General features: G+C 70.2%; 14 protein-coding genes. 13 read left to right on the forward strand and 1 reads right to left on the reverse strand.

Features of this window, described 5'->3' with window-relative positions; all coding sequences use genetic code 11:
* The first annotated feature begins 39 nt into the window (after positions 1 to 39).
* From AB0B89_RS10285 to AB0B89_RS10305, 5 genes are all read left to right on the forward strand, one after another.
* The gene (locus AB0B89_RS10285) at positions 40 to 861 is read left to right on the forward strand and encodes a class I SAM-dependent methyltransferase (RefSeq protein WP_358550706.1); all 822 of its coding nucleotides are present in this window, start codon (positions 40 to 42) and stop codon (positions 859 to 861) included.
* Positions 862 to 913: 52 nt separating this feature from the next.
* Entirely contained in the window at positions 914 to 1,501 is a 588-nt protein-coding gene (locus tag AB0B89_RS10290; protein WP_358550708.1) for a dienelactone hydrolase family protein, read from the forward strand.
* Between the two features lie 316 nt (positions 1,502 to 1,817).
* A complete protein-coding gene (locus tag AB0B89_RS10295; RefSeq protein WP_358550710.1) occupies positions 1,818 to 2,225 on the forward strand; it encodes a MarR family transcriptional regulator in 408 nt (135 codons plus the stop codon).
* A 117-nt stretch (positions 2,226 to 2,342) separates the two neighbouring features.
* The gene (locus tag AB0B89_RS10300; protein WP_358550712.1) at positions 2,343 to 3,542 is read left to right on the forward strand and encodes a cytochrome P450; all 1,200 of its coding nucleotides are present in this window, start codon (positions 2,343 to 2,345) and stop codon (positions 3,540 to 3,542) included.
* A gap of 598 nt (positions 3,543 to 4,140) precedes the next feature.
* Positions 4,141 to 5,670 (forward strand): alpha-L-arabinofuranosidase B, encoded by a 1,530-nt coding sequence (locus tag AB0B89_RS10305; protein ID WP_358550714.1) that lies wholly within the window; start codon positions 4,141 to 4,143, stop codon positions 5,668 to 5,670.
* A 120-nt stretch (positions 5,671 to 5,790) separates the two neighbouring features.
* On the opposite strand, the gene AB0B89_RS10310 is transcribed toward AB0B89_RS10305, so the two are convergent.
* Positions 5,791 to 7,287 (reverse strand): Ig-like domain-containing protein, encoded by a 1,497-nt coding sequence (locus AB0B89_RS10310; protein ID WP_358550716.1) that lies wholly within the window; start codon positions 7,285 to 7,287, stop codon positions 5,791 to 5,793.
* Positions 7,288 to 7,764: 477 nt separating this feature from the next.
* Between AB0B89_RS10310 and AB0B89_RS10315 the strand changes: the two genes are divergently transcribed.
* The 8 genes from AB0B89_RS10315 (at position 7,765) to AB0B89_RS10350 (ending at position 16,948) form a co-directional block, all read left to right on the forward strand.
* Positions 7,765 to 10,452: a family 78 glycoside hydrolase catalytic domain gene (locus AB0B89_RS10315; RefSeq protein WP_358550718.1), complete on the forward strand. Its 2,688-nt coding sequence runs from the start codon at positions 7,765 to 7,767 to the stop codon at positions 10,450 to 10,452.
* Positions 10,449 to 11,444 (forward strand): ABC transporter permease, encoded by a 996-nt coding sequence (locus tag AB0B89_RS10320; protein ID WP_358550720.1) that lies wholly within the window; start codon positions 10,449 to 10,451, stop codon positions 11,442 to 11,444. The genes AB0B89_RS10315 and AB0B89_RS10320 overlap by 4 nt, the downstream gene beginning before the upstream one ends.
* Complete coding sequence (locus AB0B89_RS10325; RefSeq protein WP_358550722.1) at positions 11,441 to 12,316, forward strand: ABC transporter permease; 876 nt, start codon at positions 11,441 to 11,443, stop codon at positions 12,314 to 12,316. Before AB0B89_RS10320 ends, AB0B89_RS10325 begins: the two co-directional genes overlap by 4 nt.
* Complete coding sequence (locus AB0B89_RS10330) at positions 12,313 to 13,311, forward strand: ABC transporter ATP-binding protein (protein ID WP_358550724.1); 999 nt, start codon at positions 12,313 to 12,315, stop codon at positions 13,309 to 13,311. Before AB0B89_RS10325 ends, AB0B89_RS10330 begins: the two co-directional genes overlap by 4 nt.
* Complete coding sequence (locus AB0B89_RS10335; RefSeq protein ID WP_358550726.1) at positions 13,308 to 14,264, forward strand: oligopeptide/dipeptide ABC transporter ATP-binding protein; 957 nt, start codon at positions 13,308 to 13,310, stop codon at positions 14,262 to 14,264. The genes AB0B89_RS10330 and AB0B89_RS10335 overlap by 4 nt, the downstream gene beginning before the upstream one ends.
* Before the next feature lie 65 nt (positions 14,265 to 14,329).
* Complete coding sequence (locus AB0B89_RS10340) at positions 14,330 to 15,907, forward strand: ABC transporter substrate-binding protein (RefSeq protein ID WP_358550728.1); 1,578 nt, start codon at positions 14,330 to 14,332, stop codon at positions 15,905 to 15,907.
* A 31-nt stretch (positions 15,908 to 15,938) separates the two neighbouring features.
* Complete coding sequence (locus AB0B89_RS10345) at positions 15,939 to 16,775, forward strand: SDR family oxidoreductase (RefSeq protein WP_358550730.1); 837 nt, start codon at positions 15,939 to 15,941, stop codon at positions 16,773 to 16,775.
* Positions 16,772 to 16,948: a hypothetical protein gene (locus tag AB0B89_RS10350; RefSeq protein ID WP_358550732.1), complete on the forward strand. Its 177-nt coding sequence runs from the start codon at positions 16,772 to 16,774 to the stop codon at positions 16,946 to 16,948. The genes AB0B89_RS10345 and AB0B89_RS10350 overlap by 4 nt, the downstream gene beginning before the upstream one ends.
* The last annotated feature ends 33 nt before the right edge of the window (positions 16,949 to 16,981 follow it).

Consider the following 16,981-nt stretch of genomic DNA (forward strand, 5'->3'; position numbering starts at 1 on the left):
CCGGTTGTCGAGTGGGCGGTTGCCCACTATGGTGGGCACATGCCCACTGTACCTCCGGAACGAGTGCCCTTCTCCGAGCGCGAGCCTCATCAGGCCCGTGAGCTGGCAGAGTCATTCGGCTCTGACCCCGAACGCTACGACCGGACCCGGCCCCGCTATCCCGGCGCCATGGTGGACCGCGTCGTCGCCGCGAGCCCCGGCCCCGACGTCGTCGACGTCGGCTGCGGTACCGGCATCGCCGCCCGGCAGTTCCAGGCGGCCGGCTGCAGGGTGCTCGGGGTCGAGGTCGACGCGCGGATGGCCGAATGGGCGCGACAGCGGGGGCTTGAGGTCGAGGTCGCGGCGTTCGAAGCCTGGGATCCCGCCGGCCGGCTGTTCGACGCCGTCGTCTCCGGGCAGGCCTGGCACTGGGTGGACCCGGTCGCGGGAGCGGCGAAGGCGGCGGACGCGCTGCGGCCCGGCGGCCGGCTGGCCGTGTTCTGGAACGCGTTCCAGCCCCCGCCCAACCTGGTGGAAGCCTTCTCCGAGGTCTACCGCCGGGTGATGCCCGACTCGCTCGCCCCCCGGATGAAGGCCGCGTCGGACGGGTACTCGGTGCTGAGCACCAGGGCGGCCGACGGGGTACGGGCGACGGGCGCGTTCGGCGACCCGGAGGAGTGGCTATTCGACTGGGAACGGTCCTACACCCGGGACGAGTGGCTGGACCAGCTGCCCACTTCCGGTGTCCACTCCCAGTTCCCGCCTGCCAGTCAGGCGGAGGTGCTGGCGGGCATCGGAGCCGCCGTCGACGCCGTGGGAGGTCGCTTCACGATGCGCTACACCGCGATGGTGGTCACCGCGGCGCGAACCGGCGCCGCCTGACGGGGCCGGTCCCGCGGCGATACGTGCCAGGCGGGTATCCTCGGATGCCGTCATGGAGGTGGTCACCGTGGCCGAAGTGGTCCTGTTTCATCACGCCCAGGGCCTCACCCCGGGCGTGATCGGCTTCGCCGAGGAACTCCGGGGCGAGGGACATACCGTCCATACGCCCGACCTGTACGACGGCCGGACCTTCGACACGCTGGACGCCGGCGTGGCGTACTCGGAACAGCTCGGCGTCGAGGAGATCTTCGATCGCGGCACCCGCGCCGTCTCGGGCCTACCGGCCGAAGTCGTCTTCGTCGGGTTCTCGCTCGGGGTGCTGAACGCGCAGAGACTGGCCCAGACGCGGCCCGGCGCCCGCGGCGCCGTGCTCGTGTACTCGTGCGTTCCGACCTCCTACTTCGGGCCGTGGCCCGCCGAGGTCCCGGTACGGATCCACGCCATGGACGCGGACCCCGTCTTCCGTGACGAGGGCGACGCCGAGGCCGCCCGCGCGCTCGTCGAGGAGGCCCCCGACGCCGAGCTGTATCTCTATCCCGGCGACCAGCACTATTTCGCCGACAGCTCGCTGCCGTCCTACGACGCCGGCGCCGCCACGCTGCTGCTGCACCGCACACTGGCATTTCTGCGATCACGCTGAACGGGCGCCATGACCGCCACCGTCATACCGGCCCTGGCTGGGCACGGGCATCGGGTCATCGGTTTCGGGCCTGGTAGGCCTCTCGGCTGGCCTCGATGTGCGCGACGTGCTCGATGGCCCAGCCGGCGAGGGCCAGCGCGGGGGGAATGAGGCTCTTGCCGGTGGGGGTCAATAGTGAAGCATCATGAGGCTACTTACGACTGGTAACCACCGTGGCCAGCGCCAGGTCACTGGTCTCCGAGGCGTCCCTCATGGAGATTTCCTCCTGGATCGTCGCGGCGCTCCTGGCCCTCATCGTCTCGGCGCGACGCGGACGATGGGCCGCCTGCACGCGTGGCTGCTGATCTGCGAGCCGCCCCACCAGTCGCTCACCGAGCTGGCCGCACAGCTCGGCGTGAGCAAGACCGCGATCAGCATGGTCGCCCGGCAGTTGGAGATGGCCGGGATGATCGAGCGCGTCCCCACGCCGAACCGCGAGCATCGCTACCAGGTGGTGAGCGGCGGATGGGCGCACGTCATGCGGGTCCAGATGGACGCCCTGCGACCGGCCCTGGAGGCGTTGGAGTTCGGAATGTCGGTCATCGGCGACGCTCGGCCCGAGCAGCGGGAGCGGCTGAAGGAGACCAAGGAGTTCTTCGCCTTCACCGAGCGCGACGCGGACGAGTTCCTCCAGCGCTGGCATGAATACCGCAAGAAGGGAGACGACAACCGGAGCGCCGAATGAACGCGGAAAAGGGTCGACTTCCAAGCTCTGCCGGCGCGGCGGAACATGGCCACGGGGTACCGGGTCATGTTCCGAGCGCGTGCTCTGCCGCAGTGAAATCACGACCAAGGAGAGACGATGACCGACATCGTCAAGCGCTACAACATCCCCGAACAGCTCTTCTGGCTGCGCGGTCCGCGATCGGGCCCGGCGGTCGAGTTCGACGCCCGCGCCGGGATGTGGAACGTCTACGGCTACCCCGAACTGCAGGAGGTCCTCGGCGACCCCGCGACGTTCTCCTCCGACACCCTGCGCGTGGTCCCCGAGAGCATGAAGCCCGACAGCGAGGAGTTCTCGCTCGACGGCTTCATCACCCAGATCGACCCGCCGGAGCACGGCAAGCTGCGCAAGCTGGTCAGCAGCGCCTTCACCCGCAAGGTGGTCGCGGATCTCGAGCCGAGGATCGCCGCCCTCACCCACGAGCTGCTCGACGCGGCGCGCGATCGCGGCCGGTTCGAACTCGTGACCGATCTGGCCTACCCGCTCCCCGTCATCGTCATCGCCGAACTGCTGGGGGTGCCCAGCAGCGATCGCGCCCTGTTCAAGCGATGGGCCGACGCGCTGTTCCAGCGGGATACCAAGGTCTCACTCGCCGAGCCCACCGACGCGCAGAAGGCGGAAGTCCAGGCCACGCTGGGACCGTGGAAGGAAATGGCCGACTATCTCGCCGCCCACGCCGCGGAACGCAAACGGCAGCCGCGCACCGACCTGCTCACCCGGCTGGTCGAGGCCGAGGTGGACGGCGAACGGCTGCCCGGCGACCAGGTGGTCAACTTCGCGATCGTGCTCCTGCTCGCCGGGCACATCACCACCACGATGCTGCTCGGCAACACCGTGCTCTGCCTGGACGCCTACCCCGAGCAGCAGGACAGGGTGCGGGCCGACCGCGCCTCGATCCCGGCCGTCATCGAGGAATCCCTGCGCCTGTTCACCCCGTTCGCCCTGCTCGGCCGCGCCACCACCCGCGAAGCCCAGCTCGGCGGCGTGACGATACCGGCCGATCAAATGGTCATGGTCTGGCTCGGATCGGCCAACAGAGATCCTCGGCAGTTCCCCGACCCCGTCGCCTTCGACCCCGGTCGTGCCCCCAACCCGCATCTCGCCTTCGGCCACGGCATCCACTTCTGCCTCGGCGTGCCCCTGGCCCGGCTGGAGGGACGCGTGGCGCTGAACATCCTGCTCGACCGGTTCGATCCCCTGCGCACCGATCCGGATGACCCCGTGGAGTTCATGCCCGCACCGACCATGACGGGAATACGCCGCCTTCCGTTGATCTGACTCCTCACGTTTCGCAGTCAGCCACCTGGGTCACACTGCTCCCGCGCCGCGAGGACGCGGCGCGGGACGGGCGGCGCGGACCGGCCGCGGCGACCGCGCCAAGCGGTGGGCAGAGGCGTGAAAGTTACATCCGCTCGGGTGGGCGTCTTGGGGAGCCGGACATGGCCGGGCCAGCGCGAGGGCGTGCCGTGGCGAGAGTCGGGCGGCGGGTTCGCGGCATGGCACTTGTGGCCGTCTCATACCGGGGTTACCATCGCCGGGATCCGGAGGAGTGGAAAATGCCCAATGGACGCCGTGAAATGTTAGCGCAAACATTAGTGAGGTCCGGAGGCGTTCACTCCGGGCTCGGATGGCGCGCTCGCCCCTCTCTTCGTGATCGCGGGCCGCGACGGAGCGCCAGCCGGAATACCTCCGACGAGCCCCTACCCCGTGAGAAGCGCGGGATGATCTAGTCGAACGGACATCGGCACTCCACGAATCGACGGCATATTTGTTAGCGCTAACAAATTGCCGATCGCTGATCCGCGCTTCAGGCATTCACGTGTCACCCCCCACAGGAGCGGAAATGGTCACGATCGTTCGGTCTCGACTTCAGTGCGTGAGAAAGGCTTTACTGCTCGCGGCCACGGCGGTCGCGCTCATCGCCGGCACGCTGGTCGGCTTACCCGGCGTCTCCCAGGCCGCGGGGCCACTCCCCTGCGACATCTACGGTTCCGCCGGCACGCCGTGCGTGGCCGCGCACAGCACCACGCGAGCGCTCTTCGCGGCCTACGGCGGCAATCTCTACCAGGTGCGGCGCTCCTCGGACAACGCCACGCAGAACATCGGCCTACTGGCGGCCGGGGGTTACGCGAACGCCGCCGCGCAGGACTCGTTCTGCGCGAACACGGCGTGCGTCATCACGGTCATCTACGACCAGACCGCCCGCCACAACGACCTGTTCATCGAGCCTGCGGGTACGGCGGGGCCGGCCAATTCCGGCGTCCCCGCGGACGCGCTGCCGGTGACCGCCGGCGGGCACACGGTCTACGGGGCGTCGTTCTCGGGCCTCATGGGCTACCGGCACACGGCCGCGTCGGGCGTCGCCGTGAACGGCCAGCCGGAAGGCATGTACATGGTGACGTCAGGCACCCACGTGAACAACAGGTGCTGCTTCGACTACGGCAACGTGGAAGTGCAGATCGCCGACACCGGCAACGGCCACATGGACGCCATCAACTTCGGTACGGAATGCTGGTTCGCGCCGTGCTACGGAGCCGGCCCCTGGGTTCAGGCGGATCTGGAGAACGGCCTCTTCCAGTCCAGCGCCGGCCCCAGCCAGAACTCGTCGAACACGGGCAACAGCGCTCCGTTCGTGACCGCGCTGCTGAAGAACAACGGCCAGAACTTCTTCGCGCTCAAGGACGGCAACGCGCAATCGGGCGGCCTCACGACGCGGTACTCCGGACCGGAGCCCACGCGCGGCGGCTACTCCCCGATGCACCAGGAGGGCTCCATCGTCCTCGGCACGGGCGGCGACAACAGCAACGGGTCCATCGGATCCTTCTTCGAAGGCGTCATGACGGCGGGTCTGCCGACCGACGCGGCCGACAACTCGGTGCAGGCCAACATCGTCTCCGTCGGATACGGCGCGGCGAGCCCGGTCGCGGGGGGCACACTGAACCCGGGATCGACGATCTCGCTGCGCGCGACCACGGCGTGCTGTACGACGCGCCACATCCGCCACCAGAACAACAACGCGGTCACGTCCGTGATCACGTCCGGCAGCTCGGCCGTCGACAAGGGCGACGCGTCGTGGATCGTGCGCCGCGGCCTCGCGAACAACTCGTGTGTGTCGTTCGAGTCCAGGAACTTCCCCGGTGACTTCCTGCGGCATTCGAACTACCAGCTGTTCAGGCAGCCGATGGACGGCACCGCGCTGTTCCGCTCCGACGCGACGTTCTGCCCGCAGGCCGGCAAGAGCGGCCAGGGCACCTCGTTCGCGTCGTACAACTTCCCGACCAGGTTCATCCGCCACTACAACGACACCGTGTACATCGCGAGCAATGGCGGCTCCAATGCGTTCGACTCGGCCACCTCGTGGGCGGCCGACGTGAGCTGGGTCGTCAGCTCTCCCTGGACGCCGTAGGCACGACCTCCGGTCCCCATCCGTCACCGCCAGGCTCGGCCTGGCGGTGACGGATGCGTGACGACGGCGACGGGGGGACGTCCGGGGACCCCACTTCGGTGTGGTCCCCGGACCGCCTTACTAGTGGTCGTCGCCGGGGTTGAGGCGCGCGCCCGGGGAGCCGCCCGTCCTCGCCGCCTTCTTGGTCGGGTACAGGCAGGGCGGCGTTCCGAACACCACGCCATCCAGGAAGTTGCCGCTTCCCTGGCTGCCCCCCGCCGCCGACACCGATTCGAAGGCGAATCGGGTGGTCGTCTGTCCCGGAGGCACGATGTACACCCCGGTGTAGAAGCCCCAGGCGGTGTTGCCGTCGGAGATGTCCGGGGACGCGGCCCCGGTGGGGACCTGAGCCACGGTCGCGCCCGGTGCGCCGACGAGCACCCGCATCACGTCGGTGCCCGCGCGGCCTCGGTGGTACAGCGACCAGGTCATCGGTGTTCCCGGCACGGTGGGAAGGTCCTGGTAGAGCGTGGAGACCTGGTTGGCGTTGAGTTCGGCGAACTGCTGGCCGTCCGCCGCCGGGACGGCGATGCTCCCGCCCCCGGTCTGGCCGCTGTGCCAGAACTCCAGCTTGTTGTCGGTGGCGGTGGTGTGCCAGCCGACGCTCGGGTTGATGGAGGCGTCGGGGATGGAGCTGTTGATCGTGGCCACGGGTGGCGACTCGAAGCTTCCGTTGACCAGGTTGACCGGTGTGTAGTCGCAGGTGACCGTGACGGTGACCGTGGCGGTGCTGGTCCCGCAGGCGGTGGTGATGGTGTACGTGAAGGTGTCGGGGCCGCTGAAGCCCGCGGTGGGTGTGTAGATCACGTTGCCACCGGAGATCGTCGCGGTGCCGTTGCCCGGCTTGGTGACACCGCTGATCGTCGGCGAGTTCGCGGTGTCGTTGGCCAGGACTGGCACGCTGACGGCTGTGCCCTGCGTGGTGGTGGAGGTGTCGTCGGCGGCCTTGGTGGGTGAGATGGACTGCCCGCCGGCGATCTGGATCGGCGGGGCGGGGGTGTTGGCTCCGAGCTGGCCCGGGGCGGCGATGACGCTGCTGATCCCGGTCGGCCGGATGGTCATGGAGCCCCCGATGGTGCCCTGCCTCACCTGGAAGGTGATGACCTTCGGGGATGGGTCGGTCTTGGTGCCCTGCGAGGGGATCGACAGGGTGGTGCCGCTGATGGAGCCGGCTCCCGACTGGCTGACGACGTCAGCGTTGGCCAGCAGTGACGACAGGTCCCACATGGTGGTGTATCGGCTGACCAGTAGCGGCCACCGGGCCGTGCGGTGCGTCAGCGTGAGGGTGAACGTGCCGCCCGGCGTGATCTGCCCGCCCCACAGGGGTGGGGAGGTGTCGACCGAGACCGACCCGCTGCCCAGCTGCATGCCGAGTGCGTTCTTCCAGTAGTAGCTGACGGGGTAGGTCGCCTGCCCCGGCCGGACGCACGGCGCGGCCGCGGCTCGCGTGACGGCCTGCCGTACGGACGTGGCGGCGCTCGCGCCCGTACCGGCCGCCACCTGCGTCCCCGATGCGGCCAGCAGCGCCGACAGGGCGCAGGCCAGGGCGGTGATCGCGGATCTGGATCGTTGTGACATCAATCTTGAACTCCCACTCTGAGGGACGTCCTCATAGATCAACTTCACGACGAAGTTACTATCCGCGTTCGACCCATGACGCCGAGTGCCGAACCATGTGATCTTCGTGTCGCGCCGCCGGCGGGCCTGGCGCCCCCGGGCACCGGGGGCGCGCGCACAGACGGACGCGCCGTAATCGAAACGAATGGCGCGATGCTGCCCCACCGTGCGGCGCAGGGTCAAGAGGTTGGACCCATGTTCATGTACATGAACCGAATTCGCCTAATCATGCACTTAACACCAAAATCAGACATATGTGAAACTAGCTATCAAAGATCTAAATAGTAGATCAAATCTCTACGGAAAGTTCACCCATGTGAACTTCGGTTCTCATCCTTGACAGGTCGATGCGAGGTGGCGCACGATTCCGCTCGTGTGAACGGTGCGTTACAGAGGCGCGTTCCGGAGGGCCGAAAACCAGAAGGGCAGTTCGCGATGATGAGGCAGCAGACAAGCTCGGCGTTGGGTTCGCTGCGCACCGGGGGGCGCGTCGATCCGCTGGGCATGCCCGGCACGCCGCCGCGCCTGTCCTGGTCGGTCGCGCCCGACGCCCGGATAGATCCCGGCACCTCATTCGAGGTGTCCGTCGCCGAATCGGAGCGCGCGCTGCGGGACGGCTCGGTGCTGTGGTCGGGCGGCGGCGAGCGCCCATGGGTGGGCTACGGCGGGCCGGAGCCCGCCGCGCGGCAGCGGCTGCACTGGATGGTCACCGCCGTGGATCGTTCCGGCCTGCGCCTTGCGAGCGAGGTCGCGTCGTGGGAGGTCGGGCTGACCTCGCCCGCCGACTGGCGGGCAGAGTGGATCGCCGCCGAGCCGGTGGCGTTCCCGCGTGAGAGTCTGGACCCCTGCCCGTACCTGCGGCGCGAGTTCGACGTCGAGGACGTGGGCACGGTCCGGGTGTACGCGAGCGCGCTCGGCCTCTACCGCCTCTGGCTCAACGGCGTCGAACTGACCTCCGGCGAGCTGTACCGGCCCGGCTGGACCGACTACGCCATCCGCGTCCACCACCAGACCTTCGACGGCACGGCGGCGCTGCGGCCCGGGCGCAACACTCTCACCGCCGTCCTGGCCAAGGGCTGGTACGCGGGACGCCTCGGCCTGCTCAACGAGCCCGGCCACTACGGCGACCGGCCGGCCTTCCTGGCGCAACTGGAGGTCGACGGTGTCCCCGTCCTCGCCACCGACGGCGGATGGCGCACGGGGCACGGCGCCCTCCAGGCATCCGACCTGCTGCGCGGCGAGATCCAGGACCTGCGGCAGGAGCCCGGGGGCTGGCACCTGAACGGGTTCGACGACAGCGCCTGGGCTCCGGCCCGGCCGTTCGCCGGGGCGCCCGAGCTGGTGCTGCCGCAGCCGCACGACTCGATCACCGGCTACCAGGTCCACCCCGGCCGGTTGGTCCACGAGCACGCGCGAGGCCCGGCCATCTTCGACTTCGGGCAGAACCTGGTCGGCTGGACCAGGCTCACCACCCCCTGCGCGCCCTCGGTCGAGCTGATCGTGCGGCACGGCGAGATCCTCACGCCGGACCTGCTGGTCTACCGCGACAACCTGCGCGGCGCCTTCCAGGAGGACCGCTACACCGTTCCCGACCGGGGGCCGCATAGCCTTTCGACCTCGTTCACGATGCACGGTTTCCGCTACGCCGAGGTGTGGGGGCTGCCGTCGACGACGCCGCACGGCGGGTACAAGGTGTTGCCGGAGACCTCCATCGAGGCGCGCTCGGTCACCGGGCTGCCGACCCGGACCGGCTGGTTCGAGTGCTCCGACGACCGGCTGACCCGGTTGGCGAGCAACGTGGAGTGGACCGTACGGGACAACTTCCTGGAGGCCGCGACCGACTGCCCGCAGCGGGACGAACGGCACGGCTGGCTGGGCGACGCGGGCGTGATCGCCCCGACCGCCGCCTACCACTTCGACGTCTCCGCGTTCGTGGCCAAGTTCGCGCAGGACGCCGCCGACACCCAGGACGCCGAGGGGGTCATCCGCAACTACGCGCCGGCCGTGCCGCCCAGCTCGCTCAGCCCGGGGGCGCCCGGCTGGTCCGACGGCTTCATCCGGCTGGTGCACCTGCTCGTCCAGCGGTACGGCGAGCTGGCCGCCGCGCGGCGGCTGCTTCCTGCCATGGTGCGCTTCCTCGGCCACGTCGACCGCGCCAACCCCGATGGCCTGCGCGTCAACCAGACCGGCGCGGACTTCGGGGACTGGCTGTCCCTGCCGGAGCGCGAGGGGCTGAAGCGGCACACCGGGTTCGAGTACACCGGCGCGTACTCGACCACTCCCCGGCCGATCGTCGGGACGGGGCACAGCTACCGCTCCTTCGTCCAGCTTTCGGAGATCGCCCGGTGGCTGGGCGAGGACGGCGAGGCGGACCGGCTCGCGGCCAGGGCGGAGGGGATCCGCGCCGCGTACCTGGAGGCGTTCCTGCTGCCCGACGGCAGCATCAAGGAGGCGACCCAGACCGCCTACGCCCAGGCCGTCGGGTACGGCCTGGTGCGGGGCGAGGCGGCGCGGGCGATGGCCGACCGGCTCCGCGAGAGCATCGAGCGGATCGGATACGTGACCACCGGGATCCACGGCGTCGAGCACGTGCTGCCCGTCCTGAGCGCCCACGGGCATGCGGACTTCGCCGCCGGGCTGCTGCTCCGCGACCAGATGCCCAGCTGGCTCTACATGGTCGGCCAGGGCGCGACGACGATCTGGGAGAAGTGGAACGGCATCGAGCCGGACGGGACGCTGGCCACCGCCGAGATGAACTCCTTCAACCACTGCGCCCTCGGCGCGGTCGGCCGTCACCTGTTCGAGGGTGTGGCGGGAATCGACGCGACGGAGACCACCTGGACCGGCGAGGTCGCCGTGCGCGCCACCTACACCCGCGACCTCGACTGGGTCAGGTCCGCCTACGACAGCCCGGCCGGCCCGATCAGCAGCCACTGGAGATGGTCCGGCGAAGTCGTCGAGCACGAACTGGAGGTGCCCGGCGCCGCGTACGCGACCGTGCACGCGCCGGCCGGCGCCGCACTGGAGGCCGAGGGTGCTCTGGAGGCGGGGGGCTCGGCGGCAGCCGGGCAGGTCAGGCTCGGTCCCGGCCGCCACACGGTCCGCGTTCACCTGGGCCCGCGATGAGGACGCGGACGGTCGTGCTGCGGCTGGCCCGCCTGGCGGCCGTGCTGCTCGTGGTGTCGATGCTGTGCTTCCTGAGCCTCAACCTGTTGCCGGGGGACCCGGCACGGGCGATCCTCGGCGAGGCGGGCACCCCCCAGGCGGTGGCGGCGCTGCACCGGGAGCTCGGGCTGGACCGGCCGCTGGCCGACCGCTACGTGACCTGGCTGGGCGGCATCCTGCGGGGTGACTTCGGCCGCTCCTACGCCAACCGGCAACCGGTCGCCGACATCATCCTCCAGCGGATCCCGGTCACCGTCGAGCTCATCGTCCTCAGCCAGATCATCGCGCTCGCGGCGGCCGTGCCCCTGGCCGCCGTCGCCGCGATCAAGCGGGGCACGGCGGTGGACCGCGGCATCAGCTCGCTGGTGTTCGTGGCCGTGTCGGTGCCCTCCTTCGTCCTGGCGTTCGTGCTGATCTGGGTGTTCGCGATCAAGCTCGGGCTGTACCCGGCCAACGGCTTCATCCCGATCGGCGCCGGGCTGGGGCAGAACCTCGGCTCGCTGTTGCTGCCCTCCCTCGCGCTCGCGGCCGGTCCGGCCGCGCTCTACCAGCGGGTGCTGAGAGCCGACCTGGTCGAGACGTACGGACAGGAGTTCATGAACGTCGCCCGTGCCAAGGGGATCTCGCCGTTGCGGATGGCCGTGCGGCACGCGTTCCGGCCCAGCCTGCTCGGGCTCACCACCTCACTCGGCGTGGTGGTCGGCGTGCTGATCGGGTCGAGCGTGATCATCGAGAACCTGTTCAGCCTGCCCGGCCTGGGGTCGATCCTGGCCCAGTCGGTCAGCGCCCGCGACTACGTCACCGTGCAGGGGGTCGTGCTGGTGGCCGCCACCTCGTTCGTGCTGATCAACGCGGTCGTGGACCTGCTGTACGGCTTCATCGACCCCCGGCTGCGCAAGACGCGGATGGTGGGCCGCCAGGTCAGGCGCGGGCGCGAGGTGCCGGTCGCGTGAGCACAGGACTCCTCCCGGCGGCCGGAGCCGCGAGCGCCACCTGGCGACGGCGGCTGCGCGCCTGGCGGCTCACCGAAGCGCTGTCCCTGACGTGGCTCGTGCTCCTCGCCCTCGCCGCTCTGGCGCTGCCGCTGTTCCTCCACCTCGACACCGAGACCATGTCGGCGACCGAACGGCTCGTCGGACCCTCCGCCCAGCACTGGCTCGGCACCGACAACTACGGTCGCGACCTGCTCGCCCGAGCCCTGTCCGGGGCGCGGATCTCGCTCGGGATCGGGTTCGGCTCGGTGGCGGCCGCCGCCCTCATCGGCGTGCCGCTCGGCATGCTCGCGGGCTACCTCAAGGGCTGGGTGGACGGGGTCGTCTCCTTCGTCGTGGACGTGATCCTCGCCTTCCCCGGGCTGGTGCTGGCACTGGCGCTGGCCTCGTTCCTCGGAGCCTCGATCAGCAACGTGATGATCGCGATCCTGGTGCCGATGACGCCGGTGTTCGTCCGCCTTGCCAAGGCGCAGACCATGTCGGTGGCGGGCCGGGAGTACGTCGAGGCGAGTCAGGTGATCGGCACCCGGACGTGGTCGATCGTGGTGCGCGACGTGCTGCCCAACATCCTCCAGCCGATCCTGGCGTACGCGCTGGTCAGCGTGGGCTCGGCGATCCTCATCGAGGGCGGCCTGAGCTTCCTCGGGATGGGCGTGCCACCCGAGCGGCCCTCCTGGGGAAGCATGATCAACAATGGCCGGATCTTCATCAGCGAGGATCCGCGCCTGGTCGCGGTGCCGTCGATGTTCATGCTGCTGACCATTCTCGGCCTGAACCTGATCGCCGACCGCTTCCTGTCCCGTTCCGACGCCGCGACGGCAGGTGCGCGATGACCTCCTCCCCCGACGACACGCTGCTGAGCATCAGGGACCTGGTCGTGGAGTTCCCGACCAGTGCCGGTACGGTCCGCGCGGTCGACCACGTGAGTCTCGAACTCGGCCACGGCGAACGCCTCGGCATCGTCGGGGAGTCGGGCTCCGGCAAGAGCGTGCTGGCCCGCACCGCGATGGGGCTCACCCGGCCGGGCTCGGCCCGGATCAGCGGCCAGGTCGTGATCGCCGGGCACTCGGTGCTGGAGCTCGGCGAACGCCGCCGCCGGGCGCTGTGGGGACGCGAGGTCGCCATGGTCTTCCAGGACCCGCTGAGCGCGCTGCACCCGATCACGCCGATCGGCGAGCAGATCGCCGAGGCGGTCCGCCGCGACCCCCGGGCGACCCGCCGCCAGGCCTCGGCGCGGGCGGTCGAACTGCTGGAGACCGTGGGCATCCCGCAGGCCTCCCGTCGGGTCCACGCCCGCGCCCACGAGCTGTCCGGCGGGATGCGCCAGCGGGTGGCCATCGCGATGGCCGTCGCCTGCCGTCCCAAGCTGCTGTTCGCCGACGAGCCGACCACCGCCCTGGACGTCACCGTGCAGGCCCGCATCCTCGACCTGTTCGACGAGTTGTGCGCGAACTTCGGGATCGGGCTGGTGATGGTCAGCCACGACCTCGGCGTCGTCGGCCGCCACACCGACCACGTCGCCGTGATGTACGCCGGGCGGATCGCCGAACGAGGCCCGGTGCGGGCCGTCTTCGCCCGGCCGAGCATGCACTACACCAGCTCGCTCATGGCCGCGATCCCGCGGCACCGGGCGGCGGAGCAATCTCTGCCCCGTCCCATTCCCGGGCAGCCGCCCAACCTGCTGGCCCCGCCCCCCGGCTGCCGTTTCGGGCCCCGGTGCGGGCACGCCACGGCGCGCTGCCATGACGAGCAGCCGCCGCTGCTCGCGCTCGGCGACGCCCCCGGCCACGAGTACGCCTGCTGGCACCCAGGAAAGGCGAGCCGATGACGGAGCGGAAGCGACCGATCTTCACGCTGGAGAACGGCTCCGTGCGGTACGGCGGCGGCCCCGAAGCCGTCTCGGGAGTCTCCGTGCGGCTCTACCCAGGGGAGATCCTCGGCCTGGTCGGGGAGTCCGGATGCGGGAAGTCCACCACGGCCCGGGCGATGCTCGGCCTGGTCCCGCTGAGCGGCGGCCGGTTGACGCTGCACGGCGCCCCCGTGGGCGTCCACGACCGGCGGCTGCGGGCCTCGGTGCAGGCGATCTTCCAGAACCCGGCCGCGTCGTTCAACCCGAAGCGGTCGCTGCTCGACTCGGTCGCGGAACCGCTGCGGGTTCACGGCAAGGGCACCCCGAGGGAACGGCGCGCGCGGGCGCTGGCCGAGCTCGGCCGGGTCGGCGTCACCGAGCAGATGGCCGGCCGCCGCCCGAGCGAGGTCTCCGGCGGCCAGTGCCAGCGCGCCGCGATCGCCCGGGCCACGATCCTGCGCCCCGAGGTGCTCGTCTGCGACGAGCCGGTCTCCGCCCTGGACGTCTCCATCCAGGCGCAGATCCTGGAGCTTCTGGCCGAGCTGCGCACCGAGCAGGGCCTGGCCATGCTGTTCATCTCCCATGACCTCGGCGTCGTCGCGTCCCTGTGCGACCGGACCGCCGTGATGTACGCCGGGCGGGTGGTCGAGCAGGGCGCGGCGCCGGACATCGCCAACAGTCCCCGCCACCCCTACTCGGTCGCCCTCCAGGACGCCGTGCCCTCACTCGACCTGACCGACGACCTCACCCCCCGGATCCGCACCAGGACTGCGACCGACGACGTGGACGGCCGGCTCCTTCCGGGCTGCCGCTTCGCCGCGCTGTGCCCGTCCGTCACCCCGGCGTGTACGGCCGCTCCTCCCCCGCTGGAGGAACTGTCCCCGAGGCATGAGGTCGCCTGCTACCACCCGTTCGAGCCCGCCGTCCGCTGACATCGGCTTCACCACCCCCCGAGAAAGAAGGCAAGTCAATGCGCGTCCCATATCGGCGTAGCCGCGTGAGCAGGGCGTTCGCCCTCCTCCTCGCGCCCGCGGTGGTCACCATGGCCGCCTGCACGGTGCAGAGCGGCACCACCACCACCTCTCCCGGCGCCTCCGCCACCGAAGCGGCACCGAAGGCCGGGGGAACCCTGACCGTCGCCGCCGGGGCCGACCTGCTCACCCTGGATCCCTCCAAGGGCTCGGCCAACACGATGGCGCTGATCGGCTCGGCGGTCTACGACACGCTGATGACGGTGCCGAAGATCGGCGACCAGCCTCAGCCGAACCTTGCCAAGTCGCTGGTCGAGAGCGCCGACCAGCTGAGCTGGGAGATGACGCTGCCCACGGGCGTCAAGTTCAGCGACGGGACGCCCTTCGACGCCGAGGCGGTGAAGTTCAACCTCGACCGGAACAGGGCCGCAGGCTCGACGGCCGCGGCGCTGCTGTCCTCCGTCGACTCGGTCGAGGTCAAGGACGACATCACCGTCGTCATCAAGGTCAAAAAGCCCTTCAGCAACCTGCCGTACGCGTTCGCCTACGACGGCTCGGGCACCGCCGGATACGTGGCCTCCCCGACGGCGTTGAAGCAGTATGGCGACGACTACACCGCGCACGCGGCCGGCGTCGGGCCGTACAAGCTCCAGTCGTGGTCGCCGGGCAGCCCGGTGGAGCTGGTCCGCAACCCCGACTACTGGAACAAGGACAAGCAGGCCTATCTGGACAAGGTCGTGGTCAAGACCATCGCCGACCCGCAGAGCGCCTACCAGGCGCTGCTCGCGGGGGACGTCGATCTGATGGCGACCACCTCCTCGACGCTGATGAAGACGGCCAAGGCGAACACCCAGGTCGGCTTCGTGCAGGGCGTCGGCGGCGACCAGGACAGCATCATCCTCAACGTGACCAGGCCCCCCTTCGACGACCAGCGGGTACGTCAGGCGGTGTCGAAGGCGCTCAACCGCCAGGAGATCGCCGACCTGACCACAGAGGGCCTGGGCAGGCCCGCCGTCAGCCTCTTCCCCGAGGGCAACCCCTTCCACGGCGCCGAGGCCGACCCGCAGTACGACCTCGCGGGGGCCAAGGAGCTGATCAAGGCGTACGAGACGGAGACCGGCAAGAAGGCATCCTTCACCTACACCTGCAACAACGCCCGTGCGGCCTCCGACGTCATCGTCTCCCAGCTCAAGGCGGCCGGGTTCGACGTGAAGCTGGACGCGCTGGAGAGCTCGGCCTGGCTGGCGCAGTTCTTCGGCAAGAAGTACGCGTCGATCTGCTGGACCATGGCCGGATTCCTCACTCCTGACCTGCTGCCGTACCGGTTCCTGCACTCGGGCGGTGACCTCAACACCGGCGGGTTCAAGGACGCCTCCTTCGACGAGAAGGCCGAGGCCGCGCGCGTCGCCAAGACCCCGGAGGAGCAGAAGAAGCTGTGGAACGAGGCGGACGCCGTCCTGACCAGCGAGCTCCCGTGGGTGTGGACGACCAGCGCGCCGATCGGCTTCATCTGGTCCAAGCGGGTGCACAGCATCGACCTCGACGAGCCTGCCCGGCTGCGCTACAGCGTGCCGAGCTTCCTCAACGCGTGGGTGTCCGGCTGACCTGGACGCCGGACCGAAAGGCGGAACAATCATGGACTGGACGGATCGTGTCGGCGTCGTGACCGGCGCCGCGTCGGGGATCGGCGCCGCCACGGCCCTGCGCTTCGCCTCGCGCGGCATGCACGTGATCGGATTCGACGTCGACGCGGCCGGCCTGGCCGCCACCCGCGAGGCGATCGAGCGGGCGGGGGGCACGGCCACCGCCGAGGTGGTCGACGTCGGCGACGGTGAGGCGGTGCGCCGGGCCGTCGCCGGCATCGGGGCCGCGCACGGCCGCCTGGACGCGGTGGTCAACTGCGCCGTGAACTTCCTGGCCCGGGGCCTGGACGTGACGCAGGCCGACTGGGACCGGGTGCTGCGCGTCAACGTGCAGGGCATCAGCAACGTGGTGCAGGCGGCGCATCCGCTGCTGGCCCGCGCCGAGGGGGGCGCGATCGTCAACACCGCCAGCGTCTCCGCCCACGTCGCCCAGCCCGCGCGGTGGACCTACAACGCCACCAAGGGCGCCATCCTGACGCTGACCAAGTGCATGGCGATGGACCTCGCCCCGGACGGCATCCGGGTCAACGCGGTCAGCCCGGGATGGATCTGGACGCCCGAGGTGAGCCGGGCCGCGCACGGCGACCGGGCCGCCTGGGAACCGGTCTGGGGCCGCTTCCACCTGCTGCGCCGCCTGGGCGAGCCGGACGAGGTGGCCCGCGCCATCGCCTTCCTGTGCTCCTCCGACGCCAGTTTCATCACCGGCGTGGAACTGCCCGTGGACGGCGGCTACCTGGCCATGGGCCCCGAGGGCCTGGGCGAGGACTCCAGCTTCGCCGGATCCGCTCCGGCGACGCGCACCGACAGCGATTCGAGGGACCCGCGTTGAGCACGCACATCGTCATCACCGACACCAACCTGGGCGACGGCTCCATCGAGCGCGGCGTCCTGGTCCCCGCCTTCGAGGTGAGCCACCACGACGCCAGGACCGAGGAGGAGGCTCAAGGATCGCGACGAGCTCGGGGCCGTGGGACTCACCTGCGGTCAACCAGCGCAACATGATGACAAGTCTTCCATGCACGGCCCAGTGCCATC

The organism is Sphaerisporangium sp. NPDC049002 (genome assembly GCF_040649355.1).
GTDB lineage: Bacteria > Actinomycetota > Actinomycetes > Streptosporangiales > Streptosporangiaceae > Sphaerisporangium.

Coding starts and splice junctions, on each gene's coding strand:
- AB0B89_RS10285 (WP_358550706.1), top strand. CDS start 40: ATGCCCACTGTACCTCCGGAACGAGTGCCCTTCTCCGAGCGCGAGCCT.
- AB0B89_RS10290 (WP_358550708.1), top strand. CDS start 914: ATGGAGGTGGTCACCGTGGCCGAAGTGGTCCTGTTTCATCACGCCCAG.
- AB0B89_RS10295 (WP_358550710.1), top strand. CDS start 1,818: ATGGGCCGCCTGCACGCGTGGCTGCTGATCTGCGAGCCGCCCCACCAG.
- AB0B89_RS10300 (WP_358550712.1), top strand. CDS start 2,343: ATGACCGACATCGTCAAGCGCTACAACATCCCCGAACAGCTCTTCTGG.
- AB0B89_RS10310 (WP_358550716.1), bottom strand. CDS start 7,287: ATGTCACAACGATCCAGATCCGCGATCACCGCCCTGGCCTGCGCCCTG.
- AB0B89_RS10315 (WP_358550718.1), top strand. CDS start 7,765: ATGAGGCAGCAGACAAGCTCGGCGTTGGGTTCGCTGCGCACCGGGGGG.
- AB0B89_RS10320 (WP_358550720.1), top strand. CDS start 10,449: ATGAGGACGCGGACGGTCGTGCTGCGGCTGGCCCGCCTGGCGGCCGTG.
- AB0B89_RS10330 (WP_358550724.1), top strand. CDS start 12,313: ATGACCTCCTCCCCCGACGACACGCTGCTGAGCATCAGGGACCTGGTC.
- AB0B89_RS10335 (WP_358550726.1), top strand. CDS start 13,308: ATGACGGAGCGGAAGCGACCGATCTTCACGCTGGAGAACGGCTCCGTG.
- AB0B89_RS10345 (WP_358550730.1), top strand. CDS start 15,939: ATGGACTGGACGGATCGTGTCGGCGTCGTGACCGGCGCCGCGTCGGGG.